The 21,585-nt window shown below is 45.7% G+C and carries 21 protein-coding genes, 1 tRNA gene and 1 pseudogene; 16 read left to right on the forward strand and 7 right to left on the reverse strand.

All coding sequences use genetic code 11. The features are described from left to right. Positions 1–79 precede the first annotated feature (79 nt). Positions 80–781: a YjjG family noncanonical pyrimidine nucleotidase gene (locus tag RBH76_00560; protein ID WMJ83950.1), complete on the reverse strand. Its 702-nt coding sequence runs from the start codon at positions 779–781 to the stop codon at positions 80–82. A 97-nt stretch (positions 782–878) separates the two neighbouring features. After that, the gene (locus RBH76_00565) at positions 879–1,133 is read right to left on the reverse strand and encodes a DUF1294 domain-containing protein (protein ID WMJ83951.1); all 255 of its coding nucleotides are present in this window, start codon (positions 1,131–1,133) and stop codon (positions 879–881) included. A 279-nt stretch (positions 1,134–1,412) separates the two neighbouring features. On the opposite strand from RBH76_00565, the gene RBH76_00570 reads away from it, so the two are divergent. Then, a complete protein-coding gene (locus RBH76_00570; GenBank protein ID WMJ83952.1) occupies positions 1,413–2,246 on the forward strand; it encodes a class B sortase in 834 nt (277 codons plus the stop codon). A gap of 80 nt (positions 2,247–2,326) precedes the next feature. On the opposite strand, the gene RBH76_00575 is transcribed toward RBH76_00570, so the two are convergent. Continuing rightward, positions 2,327–2,494 (reverse strand): DUF1540 domain-containing protein, encoded by a 168-nt coding sequence (locus RBH76_00575; GenBank protein WMJ83953.1) that lies wholly within the window; start codon positions 2,492–2,494, stop codon positions 2,327–2,329. 265 nt (positions 2,495–2,759) lie between these two features. Here RBH76_00575 and RBH76_00580 point away from each other — a divergent pair, with 265 nt between their 5' ends. The 9 genes and pseudogenes from RBH76_00580 to RBH76_00620 all read left to right on the forward strand — a co-directional run bounded on the left by RBH76_00580 (position 2,760) and on the right by RBH76_00620 (position 10,678). Beyond that, positions 2,760–3,755 carry an SH3 domain-containing protein gene (locus tag RBH76_00580; GenBank protein WMJ83954.1) on the forward strand — a complete coding sequence of 332 codons (996 nt, stop codon included), beginning with the start codon at positions 2,760–2,762 and terminating at the stop codon, positions 3,753–3,755. 385 nt (positions 3,756–4,140) lie between these two features. Beyond that, positions 4,141–5,226 (forward strand): ABC transporter ATP-binding protein, encoded by a 1,086-nt coding sequence (locus RBH76_00585; GenBank protein ID WMJ85174.1) that lies wholly within the window; start codon positions 4,141–4,143, stop codon positions 5,224–5,226. Next, positions 5,213–6,028, forward strand: coding sequence for an ABC transporter permease (locus RBH76_00590; GenBank protein WMJ83955.1), 816 nt, complete (start codon positions 5,213–5,215; stop codon positions 6,026–6,028). The genes RBH76_00585 and RBH76_00590 overlap by 14 nt, the downstream gene beginning before the upstream one ends. Next, the gene (locus RBH76_00595; protein ID WMJ83956.1) at positions 6,025–6,837 is read left to right on the forward strand and encodes an ABC transporter permease; all 813 of its coding nucleotides are present in this window, start codon (positions 6,025–6,027) and stop codon (positions 6,835–6,837) included. Before RBH76_00590 ends, RBH76_00595 begins: the two co-directional genes overlap by 4 nt. Before the next feature lie 208 nt (positions 6,838–7,045). Further along, positions 7,046–8,275: a spermidine/putrescine ABC transporter substrate-binding protein gene (locus RBH76_00600; GenBank protein ID WMJ83957.1), complete on the forward strand. Its 1,230-nt coding sequence runs from the start codon at positions 7,046–7,048 to the stop codon at positions 8,273–8,275. A gap of 125 nt (positions 8,276–8,400) precedes the next feature. After that, the gene (locus RBH76_00605; GenBank protein ID WMJ83958.1) at positions 8,401–9,285 is read left to right on the forward strand and encodes a radical SAM protein; all 885 of its coding nucleotides are present in this window, start codon (positions 8,401–8,403) and stop codon (positions 9,283–9,285) included. An 85-nt stretch (positions 9,286–9,370) separates the two neighbouring features. After that, the gene (gene cysE / locus RBH76_00610; protein WMJ83959.1) at positions 9,371–10,012 is read left to right on the forward strand and encodes a serine O-acetyltransferase; all 642 of its coding nucleotides are present in this window, start codon (positions 9,371–9,373) and stop codon (positions 10,010–10,012) included. Positions 10,013–10,198: 186 nt separating this feature from the next. After that, positions 10,199–10,284 (forward strand) — tRNA-Leu (locus RBH76_00615). A 104-nt stretch (positions 10,285–10,388) separates the two neighbouring features. After that, positions 10,389–10,678: pseudogene (locus RBH76_00620) on the forward strand (CPBP family intramembrane glutamate endopeptidase). A 437-nt stretch (positions 10,679–11,115) separates the two neighbouring features. Here the strand turns inward: RBH76_00620 and RBH76_00625 are convergent. From RBH76_00625 to RBH76_00640, 4 genes are all read right to left on the reverse strand, one after another. Continuing rightward, positions 11,116–11,481, reverse strand: coding sequence for a DUF1667 domain-containing protein (locus RBH76_00625; GenBank protein ID WMJ83960.1), 366 nt, complete (start codon positions 11,479–11,481; stop codon positions 11,116–11,118). 2 nt (positions 11,482–11,483) lie between these two features. After that, positions 11,484–12,749, reverse strand: coding sequence for an FAD-dependent oxidoreductase (locus RBH76_00630; protein WMJ83961.1), 1,266 nt, complete (start codon positions 12,747–12,749; stop codon positions 11,484–11,486). 15 nt (positions 12,750–12,764) lie between these two features. Then, entirely contained in the window at positions 12,765–14,204 is a 1,440-nt protein-coding gene (locus RBH76_00635; GenBank protein WMJ83962.1) for an NAD(P)/FAD-dependent oxidoreductase, read from the reverse strand. Positions 14,205–14,367: 163 nt separating this feature from the next. Then, positions 14,368–14,934: a glycerol-3-phosphate responsive antiterminator gene (locus RBH76_00640; GenBank protein ID WMJ83963.1), complete on the reverse strand. Its 567-nt coding sequence runs from the start codon at positions 14,932–14,934 to the stop codon at positions 14,368–14,370. A 679-nt stretch (positions 14,935–15,613) separates the two neighbouring features. Here RBH76_00640 and RBH76_00645 point away from each other — a divergent pair. From RBH76_00645 to RBH76_00670, 6 genes are all read left to right on the forward strand, one after another. After that, positions 15,614–16,363: an HAD-IIA family hydrolase gene (locus tag RBH76_00645; protein ID WMJ85175.1), complete on the forward strand. Its 750-nt coding sequence runs from the start codon at positions 15,614–15,616 to the stop codon at positions 16,361–16,363. A 456-nt stretch (positions 16,364–16,819) separates the two neighbouring features. After that, the gene (locus RBH76_00650) at positions 16,820–17,893 is read left to right on the forward strand and encodes a C4-dicarboxylate TRAP transporter substrate-binding protein (GenBank protein ID WMJ83964.1); all 1,074 of its coding nucleotides are present in this window, start codon (positions 16,820–16,822) and stop codon (positions 17,891–17,893) included. Between the two features lie 46 nt (positions 17,894–17,939). Beyond that, positions 17,940–18,443: a TRAP transporter small permease gene (locus RBH76_00655; GenBank protein ID WMJ83965.1), complete on the forward strand. Its 504-nt coding sequence runs from the start codon at positions 17,940–17,942 to the stop codon at positions 18,441–18,443. Then, positions 18,443–19,747, forward strand: coding sequence for a TRAP transporter large permease (locus tag RBH76_00660; protein WMJ83966.1), 1,305 nt, complete (start codon positions 18,443–18,445; stop codon positions 19,745–19,747). Before RBH76_00655 ends, RBH76_00660 begins: the two co-directional genes overlap by 1 nt. A gap of 145 nt (positions 19,748–19,892) precedes the next feature. Continuing rightward, positions 19,893–20,630: an MgtC/SapB family protein gene (locus RBH76_00665; GenBank protein ID WMJ83967.1), complete on the forward strand. Its 738-nt coding sequence runs from the start codon at positions 19,893–19,895 to the stop codon at positions 20,628–20,630. Between the two features lie 17 nt (positions 20,631–20,647). Continuing rightward, positions 20,648–21,340, forward strand: coding sequence for an MgtC/SapB family protein (locus tag RBH76_00670; protein ID WMJ83968.1), 693 nt, complete (start codon positions 20,648–20,650; stop codon positions 21,338–21,340). Positions 21,341–21,585: the final 245 nt, after the last annotated feature.

The following is a 21,585-nucleotide window of genomic DNA, read 5'->3' on the forward strand; positions in this document are numbered from 1 at the left end:
TCATTTCTTGGCACCTGTGTCATAAAAACTTTAAAAATACAATTCAGGCGTCGAAAAATTTACTGATAATACGGGCTGCTTATAGATGTGCAGGAGCTTTAAGTAACGAAAGTAGTTCGTAAAGGTTTTGGATAGTATAGGTTGGTTTGGGTTCTTCCGGCACGGGCGCACCCTTGGGATTATACCAGCAGGTATCAAGGCCAAAACCGTTGCCACCCGCAATGTCTGCGGAAAGCGAATCGCCTACAACCAGTGCCTGAGCAGGATCAGTCACGCCAGAGCGTAAAAGCGCCTGTTCAAAAAAGACTGCGTCGGGCTTTTCAAAACCAATTTCCCCGGAAATGATAATATTTGAAAAGTAATGATCAAGCGCAGCGCCCGCCAAGCGGATTTTCTGCACCTCCGCAATGCCGTTTGTGATGATAACCAGCTGAAAATGCGGCTGGAGAGCCTGCAACACTGGAATAGCGCCCTCAATCAGGTTGAAACCATGCGAAAGACCCTGTGCGTAATGACGGCTAAAGGCAACCGGGTCGACGTCGGTTATGCCCACCTGATCAAAAAACAGTTGAAAACGCGTATCAATAAGCTGAGAGCGGGTGATTTCCTTGCGTTCCAGCCGTTCCCACAACGATTGGTTAACTTTGTCATAGCGCTGTGCCAGCTCTGTATCGGCAACTATCTGAAACTGGGCACAGCTCGTCAAGAACGCTTGGTCCTGTGCCGCTGAAAAATCAAGCAGTGTTCCATCTGCATCAAATAGAATCGTTTTATAACGCATGTATCCTCCGAATTAGAAACCGAAATTTCAATGTAAATTATGTATTTTCTGTTAATTTTTTTTAGGTTGCAATATATTGCAGCAACATATCCCACATTTATATCGTACCGCCGACTTTAAGTGCCATCCAGACCAAAAGAGAGAACTGGACGAGCGTTGTTGAAACGGCGATAACCCAGAAATACCAGTGCTTTGTTTTGTGGCGGAAACAGAGCATTCCGCACCAAAGTCCCGCACCGCCGCCGCACAGTGCCAATAAAAAGAAGCGTTTTTCAGGTATGCGCCGTCTCTCATGCCGAGCTGCATTTTTGTCGATGGCGCACATCGCAAAGGTCAGAAGGGAAAAGGTCAAAAATAGGCATCCTAACGCGATTGAAAGCAATTTCATTCTCATATATCCTTTCTTTGAGCGCTTTTTTCGACAACCTTTAAACGAAAACCAGCTTTGTTTTTCAAATAGTAGCTGTGTTGTATTATCATAACACGAAGCGTCGTATTTTGCTATGACTTTTAATTTTTACGGCGTTTGTTTTACTTGACAGGCAACCACCTTTTTATTAAACTGTTGTGTAGTGTTTTGATATGGGACAAGTAACTTAACAAATTTAAAAGAGAAAAAGAGGAATTACAGATGAACAAAATGTTTTCCACAAAACTAATTGCTCTTATGTTGGTGCTGGCAATGGCGCTTACATTTACCGGCTGTGGAAAGAAGCCGTCTTCGTCCGAAGAACCCTCCTCCGAGCCGACGAGCTCATCCTCCACTGTTGAAGACGAGGATGATGACGCCGACGTGGTGCGTGTATTCCAGATTGAGAAGATTGACGAGGGCATTAAGCGCAACGCCGATACCAAGGGCTGGCTTTACATTCCCAACACCGAGATTGATGATGCTGTAGTACAGGCCAAGGACAACGACTATTATCTACGTCTGACTGAGGACAAGGAATATTCGATCTTTGGCTGCTATTATGCAGACTTCCGCAACAACCTGGGTGCCCGTGATGATCTGAGCAAGAACACCATCATCTACGGCCACTCCGATTATAAGGACAACCCCGAAGGCAAAAAGTTCTCGCAGCTTTTCCACTACGCGAAGGATATTGATTTTGTCCGCAACAACCCTTATATCTACTTCTCCACCACCGAGGATGATCTGGTTTGGCAGGTATTTGCGGTATTCTATACCCATATTGATTTTAATTATATTCAGGATAACCCCACCGATCCCGAGTTTAAAAACATTATCAGCGAGGCGAAGGCCAGAAGCGAGTACATTATTGATGTACCGGTAGACGAGAACGACAAAATTCTTACTCTTTCTACCTGCACCGGTCTTTATAACGCCGCCGACAAGGACAACTACCGCATGGTTGTAATGGCGAAATTGATGCCCTCTAATGAAATTTCGACCAACAAGATGACGATGGAAGTCAAGCCTAATCCTTCCCCCAAAAAGAGCTAAATTTTAAAATCAAGCAAACGCTCCTATTGCAGGCCGCTTAACACGGCTTTTGCGATAGGAGCGTTTTCGGTTAGACCGACTTAAGATTGTAACTTAAAGGAATTACAGTCGGTACATTCAATCAGTGTAGGATTTGGCTCGTGGGTGCCCACATTGATTTGCGGCAGAGAACAAAAGTTTTCAGACTTACAGTGATGTGCGCACTGAGAAACAGTACATCCAATATTTTTATTAGCGGATTTGTCCATTGCATTTCACCTCGCTTTTATTTGGGACTGTCATTATTATTTGTGTGCGTCTATTATTTATACCGGGTAACTTTTAGCTTTTCCAATTTTTAAAATATACTTTTTCTGGATTTTTCCTCAATTCTAAAGAAATGATTGACAAAAGCGTCGAAAGCGCCCTAAGGGAAGATATTTACTGCGGAAATGGGATTGTAAATATGCTAGCATTGAACTGGAAAGGGGGACAAATATAGCATTAAAATAACGGAAAGGATAGGTAAAAATATTGAAAAAATACCTAAAAACACTGTTTTTGGCAGCCGTTTTGGCTGCGTCACTGTCCGGATTTGCGGTGCAGTCCGCAGCGGCCGGAGCAGGGGCGACAGCGGGTGTTGTTAGCACCGTATCCAGTCCACTTATGGTCAGGACCGCAGCCTCTGTCGAATCTGCCATCGTAGCGACGCTCCCGAAGGACAGCACGGTTACGCTTCTATCAAAATCAGGTTCCTGGTGGTATGTCGAATATTCAACGGGTAAGTTTGGATACTGTCACGCGAATTACATAACACAGATATCTTCAAGCCGCGCGGGCTATGTCGCTACTTCAAGCGGCGCACTCAATATCCGCACGGGAGGAAGTACGGATTATTCGGTGGAGGCGCGGCTTCCCAAGGGAACAGGGCTGGTTGTACTTTCAGAAAACAACGGCTGGAGCCGGGTTCTCTATAACGGAACGGCAATTGGTTATGCCAGCAGCGCATACGTTTCGGATTATGCGCTGACACAGGAGAATGCGCCCGTTACTTATAAGGCGATCACGCTGCCGGTACCGGATTACAAACAGTATGACAGTCGGTGGGCCTCGTTAAAGGTTGGCAGATCGGGCAAAACGCTCAGCGCCATCGGATGTGTGACCACGGCGCTGGCTGATACAGAAAGCTATCGCAAGGGCAGCAGTGCGGTAACCCCGGCCACCATGCTCAATCAGCTTTCTTACAATGCCTCAGGCGACGTTTACTGGCCAAGTCACTATCAAAAGTACATCGGTTCTAATTACCTTTCGGTACTGTATCAGCAACTCAGTGTCGGTAAGCCGGTCATTTTAGGGGCAAAAACCTCGACGGGCCGCATGCATTGGGTTGTGGTTAAAGGTTATACCGGTGGTAACACGCTGAGCACCTCGGGATTTCTGATCAACGACCCGGGTTCGAACTACCGCACAACATTGGCTACGTTAATGAAGGAGTACCCCTACTTCTATAAATTAGAATATTACTATTAATTTTGTTAACAGGGCGGTGAAATGCATGTCATTTTGCCGCCCGATTGCTTGTTTTTAAGAAAACTTTATTCGTAAACGTAAGCATAAGCGAATAAAAGCGACATAAAGCGCAGATTGCGAGGGAAAAGCGCCTAAAATTCGTTAAAATAAAGAAATTTGATTAGATCATTGACAAACATCATGGATATGTTATAGTAATGATTGTATTTTAATGTAATATTTTCAACACAGTGTCGTATGTGCCGACCTACATTTCGCCCGGGCTTTCGCTTGTGCGGGATAGGAAAACCTTTTGCGGGTGGCGGCATGAAAAGGGCTGTGGGGTCATATGGCGACCGACTAAAAACGACCGCCGCTAAGACTTTAATTCCGCAAAGGGGAAATGATCATGGATAATTTAATCGTCCTTCGGGACATCGCTGTGTCGTATGACGGGGAACAGGTTTTAAACCACATCAACCTCGAAATTCGGGACAAAGAGTTCATCACACTATTAGGGCCTTCGGGGTGTGGAAAAACCACCACACTGCGAATCATCGGCGGTTTCGTCGAGGCCACTGAGGGTGATATTTTTTTTGACGGCGTGCGAATCAACGACCTGCCGCCTTACAAGCGCCCAGTCAACACTGTCTTTCAGCGCTATGCACTATTCCCGCATCTCAATGTTTTTGAAAACGTTGAGTTCGGCCTTAAAATTAAAAAAATACCGCAACCTGAGCGCCGCGCCAAAGTTAAGGAAATGCTTGAACTTGTGGGGCTTAAAGGTTTTGAGCGCCGCAATATTAATCAACTTTCAGGTGGTCAGCAGCAACGCATCGCTATTGCGAGAGCGTTGGTCAACCACCCCCGCGTGCTGCTGCTCGACGAGCCGCTTGGTGCGCTGGATCTAAAACTGCGCAAGGAGATGCAGATCGAGTTAAAGCGCATCCAGCAGTCAACTGGTATCACGTTTGTATATGTCACCCACGATCAGGAAGAGGCGCTTACCATGAGTGATCGCGTGGTTGTTATGAAGAGTGGTAACATTTTGCAGATCGGCACACCGCAGGATATTTACAATGAGCCAGTCAGCGCCTTTGTCGCTGATTTTATTGGCGAGAGCAACATCATCCCCGGAATCATGCGCCGTGACTACTGCGTCGAGTTTGCCGGCAACAGCTTTCAATGTGTCGACGTGGGCTTTGACCCCGACCAGCTCGTCGACATTGTGGTGCGCCCAGAGGATATTAAGATTGTCGATGCTGAGCAGGGCATGCTGACGGGCGTGGTCGAGTCGGTCACCTTTAAGGGCGTGCATTATGAGATGCTCGTCGAGGGTGCGGGTACGCGCTGGCTGATTCAAAACACGTTGGCGGCCGAACCCGGCCAGCTGATTGGTATGAACATTCTGCCAAACGACATCCACATCATGGACCGTGAGGAGGATCAGCTGGCTCTGGATATGACGGAGGGCGGCAATGAAAAACAGTAAAATAACAGCCGTTCCTTACCTGATCTGGATTGTACTTTTCACCGTTGTACCGTTGATGCTCGTGACCTATTTTGCGTTCACTACTGAGGACGGTGCCTTTACCTTTGCCAACATTTCGGCGGTCAATGAATATGTTGCGGTGATCTTTCGCTCGATCTGGCTGGCGTTTATCGCCACCATTATCTGTTTGATAATTGCCTATCCGCTCTCTTATATGATTTCGCGCATGGCACCCCGTCGCCAGAGAAGCTGTCTGATGCTGGTGATGCTGCCAATGTGGATGAACTTTTTGCTGCGCACCTACGCGTGGATGACCCTATTAGAGAATACTGGCATCATCAATAAGCTGATGGGCTTATTTGGTGTTGGCCCATTCGCAATGATCAACACACAGGGTGCAGTGGTGCTGGGCATGGTTTACAATTATTTGCCTTTTATGATTTTACCGCTTTATTCGGTGATGACCAAGATTGACAACAGCTTGATTGAGGCCGCGCAGGATCTAGGCGCGTCGTCGCACACCGTATTTTCAGACGTGGTGCTACCACTGTCGATGCCCGGCATCATGACCGGAATCACAATGGTGTTTGTGCCGGCTGTTTCGACCTTTATCATCTCCAGAATGCTGGGCGGTGGCTCCAATATGATGATTGGCGATCTCATTGAGCTGCAATTCTTGGGCAATGCCTATAACCCGAATTTGGGTGCGGCTATTTCGCTGGGTCTCATGATACTCATTTTGTTCTGCATGAGTATGCTCAACCAACTCAATGAAGAGGACAAGGAGGGCATGATTATATGAGACGTCGCAATTCGCTGCTGGGTCGCGGTTATCTTGGCCTGGTCATGGCTTTTCTGTATGCGCCGATTGCGGTACTGATTGTTTTTTCGTTTAACTCCTCAAAGTCACGTGCGCTTTGGACAGGCTTTACACTGGACTGGTATAAAAAGATGTTCACCAACGAGTTGATTTTGTCCTCATTGGCCAACACTCTGATTATTGCGGTAATTTCCGCTGTTTTTGCGACGATTATTGGCACATTGGCGGCCATTGGTATCAACGCAATGAATCGCTGGGTCAAATCGCTGGTTTTAAACATTACCTATATGCCGATTATAAACCCCGAGATTGTCACCGGCGTTTCACTTATGTTGCTGTTCGTCTTTGCGCGCGACCGTTTTGGACTGCCAATTGAGATGGGTTTTCTGACGCTTGTTCTGGCGCACATCACTTTTTCGATTCCATACGTCATTTTAAACGTGCTGCCCAAGCTGCGTCAGATGGATAAAAACATCTACAATGCCGCACTGGACTTGGGGTGTAATCCGTCGATGGCGTTTACAAAGGTGGTCATCCCAGAGATTATGCCGGGCATTATATCGGGTTTTCTGATGGCGTTTACCTTTTCGCTGGATGATTTCATTATCAGCTATTTTGTGTCCGGCACAACCTTTTCGACGTTGCCGATCACGATTTATGCCATGACTCGCAAAAAGGTTTCGCCTGAGATCAATGCGCTTTCTACCGTGGTGTTCATTGTGGTTATGCTCATTCTGATCGCTTCTAATTACGTGGATGCCAAGCGCGATGCTGAGAAAAAGCCATATTGACGTGAAACTGTAAATAATCGCTTGTGATACTGACAACCTACTAAATAGTTGATAACTTTGCAGCAGTTTTTCCGTTGTGCATCGTCTTTGTTGTCGGCGGGCACTAGCCCGCTGTCCTCATCGTTCTTGCGGGACAAAAAAGCTACTCGCCAATTATCGCCTTTTTAGTGGAATATCAGTTTAGCGACAAAGAAATGGAGATAGATAGATGAAAAAAATTTTTGTGCTCATGCTTTCGCTGATGATGGTAGCGCTTTGCAACCTGTCTGTACTTGCCTATGATAATGCCGAGCTGTTTGCCGAACTGGACATGGATTATTACAGCCGCTTTAAGGGGCAGGAAATCAGCATCAATGTTTATAACTGGGGAGAGTATATTTCCGACGGAGCGGATGACTCACTCGACGTCAATGAGGCGTTTGAAGAACTCACCGGCATCAAGGTCAATTACACCTTTTATGCGACAAATGAAGAGCTTTACGCCAAGCTGCGTGCGGGTGGTTCGAGCTATGATGTGATCATTCCCTCCGAGTATATGATTGGCCGTATGGTCAAAGAGGATATGCTAGAAGAGATCAACAAGGATAACATCCCCAATTTGAAGAATATAGATCCCACGCTGCTTAATATGAATTTTGACCCGGACAACGCACATTCCGTCCCCTATACCTGGGGTACGGTTGTGCTCATCTACAACACGGATCTGGTGTCCGCGGATACCGATGTTGAAACATGGGATTTGCTTTGGAACGAAAAGTATAAGGGTAACATTCTTATGTTCAATAACCCCCGCGACGCTTATGGCATCGCGCTTAAAAAACTGGACTTTGGCACCAATCCAGAGAATCAGGAGCAGATCGACAAGGCTACTGCATTGCTGAAGACTCAAAAGCCCATTGTTCAGGCTTATGTCATGGATGAAATCTTTGATAAGATGGGGGCAGGAGAGGCCGCTATTGCACCTTATTATTCGGGTGATGCGATCACCATGATGGATGAAAATCCTGCGCTGGCCGCCGCCTTCCCTCGTGAGGGTACCAACATCTTTATTGATGGCATGTGTATTCCTAAGGGCGCCAAGCAGAAAGAAGCCGCCGAAATGTATATCAACTTTATGTGCGAACCCGCTGTGGGTGCCGCCAACTGTGAGTATATCGGTTATTCCACCCCGAACCTTGCCGCGCTTGAGCTGCTCGACGATGAGATTAAATCCAATATGATAGCCTACCCGACCGAGGAGGTGCTTGCCAAGACTGCCTATTTTGTTCCGCTTGATGACACGCTGAACAAGGCGCTTGATGCCGGTTGGAAACAGCTTTTGGCGGACGATGAGAGCTTTACCTTCTGGCTGGTACCTGCGTTACTGTTGCTTGCGGTGGTCACCAGCATTGTGATTGTAGTGCGAAAGGCTGTTAGGAAAAAACGCGATAATTACTAAGAACCAATAGTTACAGACGGTGGCATGCGACCGTCTGCTTGAAAACAGAGGGAGCCGTTGCTTTAGGCATCGACGCCCTCTTGTTTTTACTTAATGCATGAGACTAGCTGATAGGAGTGGCGGATTTGATTACGATACCGGCTAAAACAATTGTAACCCGCAATAAAAGCACCGCGTGGTTTGGCAGCGAATATAATATGAATATTTACCGCGGATGCTCGCATGGCTGTATTTATTGCGATAGCCGCAGCGCCTGCTACGGAGACGACAATTTTGATACGGTAAAGGTTAAAGAAAATGCCCTTGAAATCATCAAAAACGATTTAAGGCGAAAGGTCAAAAGTGGGGTGGTTGCCACTGGCGCGATGAGTGATCCCTATAACCCCCTTGAAAGAGAGTTGCAATTGACCCGCCACGCGCTGGAGCTTTTGAGCGCTTATGGCTTTGGGGTGACAATCGCGACCAAAAGCGATTTGATTACCCGGGATATTGACGTTCTCAGCGAGATAAAAGAGAGTGCGCCGGTATTATGTAAACTGACGGTGACAACCTGTAACGATAGCCTTGCCCAAAAGCTTGAACCACGCGCACCGGTCAGCTCATGTCGTTTTACCGCCATTGAAGCATTGTCACGGGCCGGTATTTTTACTGGTATTTTGTTGATGCCAGTGCTGCCGTTTTTGGAGGATTCAATTGAAAATATCGAAGGTATTGTCAACCGTGCGGCTGAGAGCGGCGCGCGCTTTATCTATCCTGCGTTTGGCGTGACGCTACGACAAAATCAGCGCGAATGGTATTTTGATGCACTGGAGCAGCTTTTCCCTGGGGCAGGGCTAAGGGTGCGATATACCCGGCGCTATGGCAACAGCTATGAGTGTCGCTGCCCTAATGCTGCTGCGCTTTGGCAACGTTTTACAATGCTTTGTGACCAAAAAGGTATTCTTTATAACATGAAAGATATTATTCGCAGTTATCGCCAGCCCTATCAACAGCAAATGTCACTGTTTTAGTATAGGTTTGTTGCATTGTCGGTAAAAATATGATATATTACGAAGGTTAGCCTTTCTAAGAATATTGAAAGAAGGAGGTTTTACGGTGTTTGAAGGGATAAAACAAGATATCAGAGCTGTTAAGGAGCGCGATCCCGCAGCGAGAAATTCCATTGAAGTACTGCTGCTGTATTCCGGTATACACGCCATTATATTGCACAGGCCGGCGCACTGGCTTTATAATCGCAAAATGTATTTTGCTGCGCGCTTTATTTCTCAGCTATCCCGTTTTTTGACCGGTGTTGAAATTCACCCCGGCGCAAAAATGGGACGTGGTATTTTAATCGATCACGGTTCCGGTGTCGTCATTGGCGAGACGGCGGAGGTGGGAGATAACTGTACCATTTATCAGGGCGTCACCCTTGGCGGAACCGGCAAGGAAAAAGGCAAAAGACATCCCACAATTGGCTCTAACGTAATGATTGGAGCGGGCGCACGTGTGCTGGGCCCGTTGACGGTGGCAGACAACTGTAAAATTGCTGCTAACGCCGTACTCCTCCATGACTTGGCCGAATGCTCCACAGCAGTGGGCGTGCCCGCAAGAACAGTCCGAATTGCGGGGGAGAGGCTCGACCCCTCTAAGCTAGATCATACCCACACGCCGGATCCTATAGCTGCAGACCTGCAAAAGGCGCTTGAGCGTATTACACAACTTGAAAAGCGTATTGGCGAACTGGAAAAAATGTAGCGACCTGCTGGGGGTTTAACAACACTGCTTACTTGATTAAAATTGTATTGCCGGACGCACGTTCCTGTGTCCGGCAATTATTTCTTTTCAAATAAAGTTTTGCTTGCAACTGAAGGCATTTTATTGTATAATACTATTCGTGCTGATGCGATCGAGAGGTTAATTCACCACCCAAATAGTTGGTGTGCCGGCGTGTCGGAATGGCAGACGAGGCGGACTCAAAATCCGTTGGCGGCGACGTCGTGTGGGTTCAAGTCCCACCGCCGGCACCAAAAGAGACATATTTTCCACTAAGGGGAAGGTATGTCTCTTTTTTTGTTGAAATTATGATATAATCATTTATATTTTGTGCGGAGCGCAATAAGGTGATAAAATCATGACAGATAAAAGAATTACAGTACAGTTTACGGTACTGACCTTTTGTATAGCCTATTGTGTCAGGTATTTTGATTTTCTTTAGTCAATTTGGATATAGGGTTTATAATTGAGTTAATACATTACAGCAATTTGGTATGAATATACCTTTTGCAATCTATATCTTATCTCCTGCGATTGCTTCATATATCGTTTAGAAGAAATTATAAAACAGCAGATTCTAAGGAATGGTTAAAAACTGTTTTCTACATTAAAAGTAACATATATCCACATTGGTTCGTTGTTGCAGGGTGTAACCGGCATAATCTCCATCGAAGGGCAAATGACTATATAGCGGATTTTGGCTTGAAAAGCATCAGCTTACAATGGACGCCTATTCTCCTGAAGTATATTTTGATAGCTCTCCAGAAGGAACTTATATGGAGCTTTGGATGCCTGTTGAAAGGAGAATTCCGCGATGAAAATTAATTGGCAATATGGCGTGCACAAATGACTGAAAAAAAGCCCTTTGAGCATATCCATTTGAATGAGCGGTAAAACCTTGTAGGGGTGTAAGTTTTCCTTATGACACATCACCGTTTTCTTTCATGTGGCTGAAACGGCTCTCGTTGCTCAAATAAGCGAATAATAAGGGTGGCAATAGCCACCCTTATTATTATTCACCTTTGAAAACTGCAAATAGCCAGACTCGCAGTTTGAAATTTTGTTTATGGTTACTGAAAAGAAAATTAAAGCACGTTTTTAGTGGCGACTATATTTACACCGGTTTCGGCTACGTTTGTTTTAATTACATCACCAATTCGTATCGGAGCAGAAACAGTGAGATTCTTTATATCTTTGATACAGTCAAATATCTTGTTTTTAGGAATATCCGAAGTTGTTTTTACAGAAACGGTACCGATGTAATTCTTGCTACCTTTAACGCGCACTGTACTGGTTACAATTCGGGTGGGGTTGATGACCTCCTTACGGGCGTATGCGTCACCGCGGGGACAGGTGTGACCCTCAACCTTAACAACGGCAGCGTCATCCATTGTAACCTGCAAGGGACAACCAAGCGGACAGCCGATGCAGGTGAGATTTTGTAATTTCATATTTAGGCCTCCTCTACCCGAATGGTAATTTTGGTGAGGTTAGGATGTCTGTCGAACATCTTTTTAGTAAGGTGCAGCTCCTCCATCTCACCCGGTGCCATCACAGGCCGCTTACGGTTCATCACCTGATCATTATCGAAATAAACGTTGACAAAACGGTTTCTAATAATATTGCCGACGCGAAAACGAACTGTCAGCTGTTCGGGCATGTGAGCCGGATCAATGGTGCTGGGTACCGAGTAGCGAGGGCCGTTCTCGCAGGATATAGGAACTTCATGACGCACTAACTTACATTCCCCAGCAGTCACATATGCCCAAGCATTGCGGCCTGCGGCTGTCGCTTCCTCCGATACAAAGTCGACCAAATCATGAACATGAAGCACATTTCCAGCTGCAAATACACCAGGGATGTTTGTCTCGAGGCTTTCGTTAACGGTAGGGCCATTTGTGACCGGGTTTAGAGAAACACCCATTCCGCGGGAGAGCTCGTTTTCGGGGATGAGACCGCAGGAGAGAAGCAGGGTGTCGCAGTCGTAGTGTTCTTCGGTTCCTGGTATGGGTTTGTTGTGGCTATCCACTTTGGCAAGGGTGACGCCTGTCACGCGGTCTTTTCCTTCAATGTTAACCACGGTATGGCTGAGCTTTAAGGGAATGTCAAAATCGTTAAGACATTGTACAATGTTTCGTTTAAGGCCGCCTGAGTAAGGCATCAGCTCTGCCACAACAAGAACTTTCGCACCTTCAAGCGTCATGCGGCGTGCCATAATAAGGCCAATGTCGCCCGAACCAAGTATGACGACACGTCTACCGGGCAAGAATCCCTCCATGTTAACAAGACGTTGCGCAGTGCCGGCGGAATAGATGCCTGCGGGACGGTATCCCGGAATATTGAGCGCGCCACGGCTACGCTCGCGGCAACCCATTGCAAGAATAATGGCCTTTGCCTGAATCTCAAAGAGGCCATCTTCGCGGTTCATGGCGGTAATAACCTTATCTTTACTAATATCCATGACCATTGTTGTGAGCTTATATTCGATTTTCCGGTCAAGAACCTGCTTTATAAATCGAGTCGCGTATTCGGGGCCTGTAAGCTCTTCTTTAAATGTGTGCAGGCCAAAACCGTTATGTATACACTGGTTTAAGATACCCCCAAGTTGGTCATCACGCTCCAGTATGAGAATGCTGCGTGCGCCCGAATTATATGCTGAAACAGCAGCGGCAAGACCGGCAGGACCACCGCCAATAATAACAATATCGTAGTTCTCCATATTTTATCCCCTTCTTTAAAGCCTGTCTTTGCTGGTGCCGACTATGAGCTTGGAGGCGCCTCCGCATTTGGTTATTTCACTCTGTGGCAATCCTAGCTCGCGGGACAGGATTTCGAGGGTGCGGGGGCTGCAGAAGCCAGCCTGACAGCGACCCATTCCGGCACGGGTTCTGCGTTTAATGCCGTCCAGGCTTTTTGCCCCGAGCGGGCGATGGATTGCATCTAAAATCTCCCCTTCGGTTACGTTCTCACAGCGACAGATGATGTTACCGTAGGCCGGGTTCTCCTTGATGAGTTTTGCATACGCATCCTTCGAAAGGGTTTTGGGGTCTAAAACGCTTTTACGTTTGCCATTAAAGTTGGGATTAAGGTTAAGGTGCAGCTTTTTGCAAAGCAAATTACTTACCAAGATGCCGATGGCGGGAGCAGAGGAGAGACCGGGCGATTCTATTCCGGCGCAGTCAATAAAACGGGGCGCATCTTCTACCTCGCCGATAACAAACTCGTGGCCGTCCTCATGGGCGCGTAGGCCGGCAAAACTGGTGATGACCTGGCGAATGGGCAAATTATTCACCGTGATATTTGCCTTGTTTATTAGATCATTAATTCCTTCCGCCGTGGTATTTGTACCCTCGCGGTCTTGAATATCAATGGCGGTGGGGCCAACAATGGTGTTGCCGTGAATAGTGGGGCTGACCAGTACACCCTTGCCGTATTTATCAGGTAGTTGGAAAATGGTTTTTTCAACAAAACCGACGGTGGATTTGTCGAGGAGGCAGTAATCGCCGCGCCGCGGCGTTATGTGAATTTTCTTGGCGGAAACCATATTATGTATGAAATCTGCGTAGACACCGGCTGCGTTAACCACATATTTAGTCTGAATTTTTCCATGGTTAGTCTCGATGCTCCATACGTTTTCATTATTAGACGCTAATCGCAAAACCTCAGTGTTAAATTTAAATTCAACGCCATTTATATGCGCGTTTTCAGCCAGTGCAATTGTTAATCCAAAAGGACAAACGATGCCGCCGGTGGGAGCGTAGAGTGCAGCAACCGCATAGGGGCTTATATTTGGCTCTAGTGACCGCAATTCTTCTTTGCCGATAATACGAAGTTGCTCAACGCCATTGGCCAAACCGTTCTGGTAAAGTTCGTTGAGGTTGGGGAGTCCATCTTCACTCATGCAAACGACCAGCGAACCGTTGCGGCGGAAAGGAAAATCCAAGTCTTCGCTGAGCGAGCCCATAAGCCGATTCCCCTCAACGTTGAGTTTTGCCATAAGGCTGCCGGAGGCGGCGTCGTAGCCTGCATGTACAATGGCGCTATTAGCTTTAGATGTACCGCAGCAAACGTCCTCACATTTCTCAACCAAACAGATACTTGCGTTGTAGCGAGAAAGCTCACGAGCGATGGCACACCCGGTGACACCGGCGCCTATAATGACGATATCATACACAAACTGTCACTCCTTACAGTAGTTTAAAGGTGAATTGCAAAACTGTATTGTAAAATAAAAAGCCAGGCAGCCCCGTTAACACTTAAAACGGGACTGCCTGACTCACAGCTTTCTCATACTCTGAATGAGAGTCAGAAACAAACAATATATAATTTTTAAAAATTCACATTTGCCAAACCTGTTGATTGGTTGTAGAAATGGCGGTAGCACCAGCTTCAAGAGCGTTCATAACGTCCTCTTTATCTGCAATAAGCCCGCCTGCTAGAACTGGAATTGATGTGATGGCGCAAACCTTACGAATAGTTTTGGGCATAACCCCGGGCAGAATCTCAATAAAATCAGGCTTGACACAATCAAGCTTTTCAAGACTTGAAAGGGCAATCGAATCAATGACAAAAACACGTAAAATGGTGTACATATGTAAATCACGCGCACGGCGAATGAAGCTTTGGCGGGTCGATACGATGCCGTCGGCTGAAGTATTTCGACGGATAAAATCAACAGCTACTTCTTTATTCGATAGTCCGGTGATGAGATCCACATGCACCAACGCAATCTTTCCAACGGCTTTAACTTGCTCAGTAATTTCGCTAATGTTACAAATATCACCAAACAAGATCAACACTACTTGAATGTCTTCCTCAGCTAAGCACTGCTCTAACCCTTCGGGGTCTTTGATGGCTGCAATGACTGGGTTGGCAGCAACCGTATCGTAAAAAAGCTGATCCAAGCCCCATGGCCCCCTTTGATAAACGGCGGTACCGTTATAAAATTAAATAGTTTATTTCTAAGGTACGCTAAGGCAAAATAAAAAGAGTAGCCTGATTAAACGACTTTGTATCGTCGCTTAACCCATGCTCTCTTCTCTGGGTTTACCTTATTTTAAACTAAAACGCCCAATACAAAGCGCCATGTCGCATTAGAAATTAAGCGAACAACTTTTATTTACTTTATCATGTATTAAATAGAAAATCAACACTTCTTTTTAAAATTCTTAAAATAAAATTTTTATTATCTTTGTAATTTCTAACGAATTATAGCCCTTTTAATTTTAAGCCGTTGCAAAAAATGATATATTTGACAATTTAAAATTCATGTGCTAGCATAAAACAAATAGTGAGCGAATGACTGTTTGCTCCAACATAATGAAAGCCTTAGAGTATGAGCAGGGCAAACACGAACGGAACTATTCTGGTGTGTTTGGTCTGCTTTTTAAGTGGGTGCAACAAAAATCAAAGGCGAGAGATAAAAGAAGCTTATTATCACCTAGCCATGAAGGCAGCTGTAACTAGATTGTGATTATGAGACAGTCAATGTTAAAACTGAAACCGGGCTACGCCTGCAGGGAGGAACAACTATTGGACAAGAAACATCTGCTTTTAAGGGAAACGCAGTTATTTGTGCTGGATATGGATGGTACATTTTATCTTGGTGACAATATTTTAGAGGGCGCGCTGGATTTTCTTGATGCAGTAAAAAAGACGGGTAAAGATTATGTTTTCTTTACAAACAATTCTTCAAAATCTCCTGAAATTTATATTCAAAAACTGGCTAAAATGAACTGCCATATTGCGCGCGATCAGATTATGACATCGGGTGATGTGACTATCCGCTATATCAATACCCACTATCCCGAAAAGACAGTTTATCTTGTGGGGACTGAACCACTGGTGAAAAGTTTTAGCAATAACGGTATTAAACTGACCAATGAGATGCCGGATATTGTAGTAGTGGCGTTCGATACCACTCTTACCTATGAAAAACTTGAGCGTGCCTGCACCTTTATTCGGAATGGCGCTATTTTTCTTGCCACCCATTTGGATATCAACTGCCCTGTTGAAGGCGGTTTTATTCCGGATTGCGGCGCTTTCTGTGCAGCGATTTCACTTTCTACAGGCAAACAGCCAAAATACTTAGGCAAGCCATTTGGCGAGACTGTTGATATGGTGTTGGATAAGACCGGTGAAAAGCGTGAGCGAATCGCTTTTGTGGGCGACCGTATATATACAGATGTGGCCACAGGCGTGAATAATGGCGCCAAGGGCTTGTTGGTGTTAACTGGCGAGACAAAATTAGATGATGTCGCCACCAGCAAGGTGAAACCTGATGGTATATATGATTCTCTTGGCGAGATGGGGCGGATGCTGCTGGAGCTTTAAGTAGGAATAACCTCTTGTCATTTCATATTTTTTCCATAAAGAGGAAACAAAACTCGTGAACTGGATTTTCACGAGTTTTACATTTTTGTTTTTGTAGGCAAAAACTGCATTAGAATGCGGGTTTGTGTAAGTTTATGTTAAATTAATGTAAAATATATCCAATTTTTTTTTGTGCAACAAGCCAAAATCATATAATTAAACAAAAAAACATTGCCATTAATTAGGTGATATGATATGATAAAAAATGTTAAGAGAATATGACTTATGCGGAATTTGCTTTAGAGTTGTGAGAAGAGGCAAAATGCAAAAGTGGATCTATTGATGCTCCGCTAATGCGTTTTGCTTTTTTTGTGCGCCATATTGCGCCGTATACCGAATATTCTTGAAATTGCAAATAGATCTCTCTAAAAAGCCGTTTGCAAAAGCAGAAAAACAGATTAAGAAAGGGACGATTACATGAAAAGATTTGCAAAAGCGATCAAATGTTCTGTAGCATTTGTACTTTGCGCAGCTTTGTTGGCGGGGTGTGGCTCCGCAGCAAGCAACAATGTAGCTTCCACTGCCTCTGGCACTGATTCTTCCGCGACAGCCAACGATGATTTTAAGATTACGCTAAAGTTAAGCCACGTTTTCCAACCGGACGAGCAGATTTATAAATCTATGGAGCTGATTGGAAAGCGCATTACCGAAAAGACCAATGGACATGTTACGGTTGAAGTCTTTGGTCAGGGCCAACTTGCTGTTTATGAGGATGCACTCGAACAAGTTGTGCGTGGTGCAAACTTTATTTCTGTAGAAGAACCATCTTATCTGGGCGCTTATGTCCCCGATTTTTCTGCACTTGTAGGCCCTTGCTTATACCAGAGTTATGACGAGTGGGAAGCGATGGGCGAGACCGATCTCGTTAAGGATTTGACCGCTAAGGCTGAAGAAAAGGGTATTCACATTCTTTCCTTGAACTATGAGTTCGGCTTCCGCAGCCTGTGCACCAACAAGGAAATACGTAACCCTGAAGATCTCAAGGGCACCAAGTTGCGCAGCACAAAGAGCCCTCTGTTCATTAACACCATTAACGCTATGGGTGGTGTTGCAACGCCTATGTCCTTTACCGAGTGTATTTCTGCTATCCAGTCTGGTGTTGTTGAAGGGTTTGAAGGTTCAGAATCCACCCTGCAGGATACCGGCGCATGGGAAGTTGTTAAGAAGGTTGCTCTGACTCGTCACTTTATCGCTGTTCGTGGCGTTTATATTAACTCTGATATTTACAACAGCATTCCTGAGGAATATCGCAAGATTATTGATGAAGAATTCGAGTATGGCGCTAAGGAGTGCCGTGCAGCCGTTGAAGCAAGTCATGACTCTACCGTTGAAAAACTCAAGAGTGAAGGCGTTGTGTTTAACGACGTAGATGCCGAAGCTTTTGCTAAAGCCTGCAAACCTGTTTATGATGACCTTGTAAAGAACTCTGGCTGCACCGAAGGCATTTATGAGACTTTATTGAGCGAGCTTGCTAAGATTCGCAAGGCGTAAAAGTAAAGTAAAAATATTTGATTCCGAATCGGAAATGAGTTGAACTATGAAGAAAAACTGGCCTAAACTGATTCTAATGAATCTGGATGCCATTATTACAGGCGGCGGTCTCATCGCCACAACGTCACTGGTGTTGCTCAACGTGTTTATGCGTTATTTCCTCAACAGCCCGATTACATGGTCGGAAGAGGTCGCCACCGCCTGTTTTGTATGGACTATATTTATGGGCGGCGCCGTAACATTCCGGAACAAGGCGCATCTTGGTGTGGATATAGTGGTTAAGCACTTGCCACCCAAGACGCACGCTGTTGTTACGCTTTTTACACATATCAGCACCATTTTAATTCTTGGCGCTCTGACTTACAACAGTATTTTGTATGCTATAAACTCTGCAAATAAGCTGTCAAACATACTGCAGGTAACCATTTTGTGGACTACTGTTCCTGTGGCGCTGGGCTTTGGCCTGTCCCTGATGTGGGCCGCTATCTTTATGGTGCAAGATATTTTGGGGTTTGTTCAAAAGCGTAAGCAGGAAGAGGGGGTGGTGTGATGTCTGAGTTTATTGTTTATCTGCCAATAGTACTGGTGTTTGTCCTGTATTTTGCAGGCATTCCCATCGTATATTCGTTGTTGGGCTCCACCTTCTTTTATTTTATGTTTATTGATACCACCTCGCCGATGGATTTGATTTTGCAAAAGGTGCTAACAAGTTCGCAATCCTTCTCTTTACTAGCAATTCCGTTCTTTGTTATGGCAGGATCCATTATGAATTACTCCGGTATCAGTGAGAAAATGATGGAGTTTGCCGAAGTATTGACCGGCCATATGCGTGGTGGTTTAGCTCAGGTAAATGTGCTCTTGAGCATGTTAATGGGCGGTTGCTCCGGCTCCGCAAATGCAGATGCTGCAATGCAGAGTAAAATGCTTGTTCCTCAGATGGAAGAGCGTGGTTACTCCAAAGCATTTTCAACAGCAATTACAGCGGCTTCATCTGCTGCAACACCTGTTATTCCGCCAGGAGTTAACCTGATCGTTTATGCGCTTTTGGCAAGCTGCTCACTTGGTCGTGTATTTGCATCGGGCTATGTGCCCGGCCTTTTAATGGGACTGGCTTTGATGCTTGGGGTTGCTTATATTTCTAAAAAGCGTAACTATCGGCCCTCTCGTACTAAGCGTGCTAGCCTAAGAGAAATTGGCAAGCAAGCGCTGATCTCTTTCTGGGGGTTGGCATTTCCCTTTGGCATCATCCTTGGCATGCGCATTGGATTGTTTACGCCATCTGAGGGCGGTGCTGTGGCTGTGTTATACACAATAATCATTGGCAAATTTGTGTACAAAAAACTGAGCTTTCGTAAGCACTTTATCCCCATCATGAAGGAGACGATTTCAGGTGCTTCTTCGGTTGTAATGATCATGGTATCCGCAAGCGTGTTTGGCTACTACCTTACATGGCAGAGCATTCCGCAGATGGTTACCCGTGGACTCACTTCTCTCACCACGAATGTTTACGTCATGCTGTTGCTGTGCAACGTAATTTTGCTCATTATGGGTATGTTCCTTGAGGGCGGTGCCGCATTAATGATCATTGCGCCGCTTCTGGTTCCTGTTGTCACCGCAATGGGGGTAGACAAGGTTCATTTTGGTATGATTTGCATTGTCAACATCATGCTGGGCGGTTTAACGCCTCCCTTTGGCTCGATGATGTTTACTACATGTGGCATAACAGGGTGTAAGATCAGCGACTTCTTGCGTGAAAGTTGGATATTCATGTTCGCGCTGTTTGTCGTTTTGATCCTTATAACAATGTTTCCGGCGCTTAGTTTGGCTCTGCCAAATCTTATTTACGGCGCATAAGAGAAGATTCCGGCGGGTGGTTTTAGTTTGTGTACGCAGATTAAAACCAACCGCCGGAATATTAATATCAGACATATTAACCGGTGTGCCATTAACCGAAAGAGATAACACAAAACAATCCCCTATCTTGAAAGGAGGAGTCTCAGTGATAGACACCCCAGCGGAATTACTTACCTACTTAAGGGACATTAATGCAGCATCAACGGCGCTGAGGCTCACCTGTGCCATGCTTTTTGGCGGCTTGATCGGAATTGAACGCGAACGAAAGCGCCGCCCGGCAGGGTTTCGTACATATATGATTGTCTGCCTTGGTGCCACGCTGACAATTTTACTGGGTCAGTACGAGACACTGATGCTGCACACGCGGTGGGCGGCACAGCTGGATATGGTCGGCATTAGCACGGACGCTTCTCGCTTTGGCGCTCAGGTTATAAATGGCGTAGGATTTCTTGGCGCGGGAACCATTATTGTCACGGGACGCCAGGAGGTCAAGGGGCTGACCACAGCGGCTGGGTTATGGGCATCGGCTTGTATGGGGCTCGCCATCGGTGCGGGTTTTTATGAGTGCATGATCGTCGGGTTCATCCTGATTTTCTTGAGCATCAAGGTGTTTCCAATCATCGAAAATGTGTCCCTTACTACGGCGAGATACATGAACATCTATGTAGAGTTTGCGTCGTTGGACGGCATAGGCTCCTTTATACAGTGCATTAAAGGGAACAATATCAAGATATTCGACGTTGATCTTGAAAAGGGGATGGGCGTGGACTTGAGACGTCCGAACGCGGTATTTTCCATCTACCTGCCACGTAAGACGTTGCACACCGAGGTTCTGGCGATGTTGTCTTTGGAGAGCAACGTTTATCTCATCGAAGAAATTTGAGGGAAGGGGGAGATGGAATGTTACCGTGGTTTGATTTCTTACGTGATTTAACGACGGTGTCTGTGACAGCTCGGATGCTTTTAGCGGTCTTTTGCGGCGGGCTCATCGGAATAGAAAGGGAGCACCGCAGGCGGCCCGCAGGCTTTCGTACGCATATTCTAATTTGTTTGGGCGCGGCTATGACGACACTGACCAGCCAGTATTTATTTTTAAATATGGCATATTATACGGATATCGCCCGCCTTGGCGCGCAGGTCGTTGCCGGTATTGGCTTTATCGGCGCAGGTACCATTATTGTGACGCGGCGCAGACGTGTTAAGGGACTGACCACAGCGGCTGGGCTCTGGGCTTGCGCTATCATTGGCCTTGCCTGCGGCGCAGGCTTTTATGAGGGTGCACTGTTTGCAACCTTTCTGGTTCTGCTGGCCGAGATTATCTTTTCAAAGCTGGAATACTGGATGTTGCGTAACTCTCCTGAAGTTAACCTCTATATAGAGTATTCGCAGGGTCATTCGCTGGAAGGTGTGATTAATCATATACGAGAATGTAACATCAAGATTACCGATCTAGAAATCACGCGGGATTCTGAAAGTGAGGGACACCGGGCTTGTGCCATCTTTACCCTTCAGGTTGGCAAGCGGTCACATTGTAAGCAGATGCTGGTGGATGTCATGAGGATGGATGGCATCCTAACCGTGGAGGAATTATAGGCGTAATAAATAGTGATTGATGATAAAGTAGTTAGAACAAATAGTAGGGGGACAGGTTACGCACATCCCTAATGCTTTATAAAAAGTGTATATTTCATTAGCTCCACACGCTTTGAAAAAGGACTGGTTTATACCAGTCCTTTTTTTATTTGAATTATAAACTCAATGAAAATTCACTAAAAATGACAAATATAATACTTTTATGGCCAAATAATGGGTTTTTATGTTATATTAGAATAATAGAT

The organism is Oscillospiraceae bacterium MB24-C1 (assembly GCA_030913685.1).
In the GTDB taxonomy this organism is placed as follows: domain Bacteria; phylum Bacillota; class Clostridia; order Oscillospirales; family Ruminococcaceae; genus Yanshouia.

What these genes read in the sequence shown, in the direction of transcription:
- RBH76_00645 (WMJ85175.1), top strand. Translation starts at nt 15,614, where the DNA reads ATGGATGGTACATTTTATCTTGGTGACAATATTTTAGAGGGCGCGCTG.
- RBH76_00560 (WMJ83950.1), bottom strand. Translation starts at nt 781, where the DNA reads ATGCGTTATAAAACGATTCTATTTGATGCAGATGGAACACTGCTTGAT.
- RBH76_00595 (WMJ83956.1), top strand. Translation starts at nt 6,025, where the DNA reads ATGAGACGTCGCAATTCGCTGCTGGGTCGCGGTTATCTTGGCCTGGTC.
- RBH76_00575 (WMJ83953.1), bottom strand. Translation starts at nt 2,494, where the DNA reads ATGGACAAATCCGCTAATAAAAATATTGGATGTACTGTTTCTCAGTGC.
- RBH76_00670 (WMJ83968.1), top strand. Translation starts at nt 20,648, where the DNA reads ATGTTACCGTGGTTTGATTTCTTACGTGATTTAACGACGGTGTCTGTG.
- RBH76_00570 (WMJ83952.1), top strand. Translation starts at nt 1,413, where the DNA reads ATGAACAAAATGTTTTCCACAAAACTAATTGCTCTTATGTTGGTGCTG.
- RBH76_00625 (WMJ83960.1), bottom strand. Translation starts at nt 11,481, where the DNA reads ATGAAATTACAAAATCTCACCTGCATCGGCTGTCCGCTTGGTTGTCCC.
- RBH76_00650 (WMJ83964.1), top strand. Translation starts at nt 16,820, where the DNA reads ATGAAAAGATTTGCAAAAGCGATCAAATGTTCTGTAGCATTTGTACTT.
- RBH76_00590 (WMJ83955.1), top strand. Translation starts at nt 5,213, where the DNA reads ATGAAAAACAGTAAAATAACAGCCGTTCCTTACCTGATCTGGATTGTA.
- RBH76_00655 (WMJ83965.1), top strand. Translation starts at nt 17,940, where the DNA reads ATGAAGAAAAACTGGCCTAAACTGATTCTAATGAATCTGGATGCCATT.
- RBH76_00660 (WMJ83966.1), top strand. Translation starts at nt 18,443, where the DNA reads ATGTCTGAGTTTATTGTTTATCTGCCAATAGTACTGGTGTTTGTCCTG.
- RBH76_00600 (WMJ83957.1), top strand. Translation starts at nt 7,046, where the DNA reads ATGAAAAAAATTTTTGTGCTCATGCTTTCGCTGATGATGGTAGCGCTT.
- RBH76_00630 (WMJ83961.1), bottom strand. Translation starts at nt 12,749, where the DNA reads ATGGAGAACTACGATATTGTTATTATTGGCGGTGGTCCTGCCGGTCTT.